Source organism: Parendozoicomonas verongulae, assembly GCF_009711465.1.
GTDB classification, from domain to species: Bacteria; Pseudomonadota; Gammaproteobacteria; order Pseudomonadales; family Endozoicomonadaceae; genus Sansalvadorimonas; species Sansalvadorimonas verongulae.
This window is the reverse complement of the sequence record NZ_SMME01000247.1, coordinates 1-416: the sequence shown is the minus strand read 5'-3', so window position 1 is coordinate 416 and position 416 is coordinate 1. Positions and strand designations below refer to the sequence as shown.

Genomic DNA, 416 nt, shown 5'->3' with positions numbered 1-416 from the left:
TGGCAGGAAAAAGCCACCGTCCAGCATTCTAACTGGGTAAGAGATACCAGCTTCAGCCCAGACGGAGCTCACCTTGTGACTGTCTCTGATGATGCACCGCAAAAATCTGGGGGCTTGTTGACGGGCAATGGCAGGAAAAAGCCACTGTCCAGCATTCTGACTGGGTAAAACATGCCAGCTTCAGCCCCGTAGGAACTCACCTTGTGATTGGCTCTGATGATTGCACCGCCAAAATCTGGGGGCTTGTTGATGGGCAATGGCAGGAAAAAGCCACTGTCCAGCATTCTGCAGGAAAAAGCTACCATCCAGCATTCTCGCAACGTAACAAATACCAGCTTCAGCCCTGACGGAACACACTTTGTGAGTGTCTCTAATGATCACACCGTCAAAATCTGGATATTGAAAAGTAAGGAAAG

At 49.5% G+C, this 416-nt stretch carries 1 protein-coding gene and 1 pseudogene; both read left to right on the top strand.

The window, feature by feature from the left end:
• Window positions 1-104: 104 nt before the first annotated feature.
• A pseudogene (locus E1189_RS26030) lies at window positions 105-194 on the top strand (hypothetical protein); the annotation flags it as partial.
• A gap of 22 nt (window positions 195-216) precedes the next feature.
• A partial coding sequence (locus E1189_RS24330) for a WD40 repeat domain-containing protein (protein WP_329601862.1) occupies window positions 217-416 on the top strand: 200 nt, incomplete at its 3' end.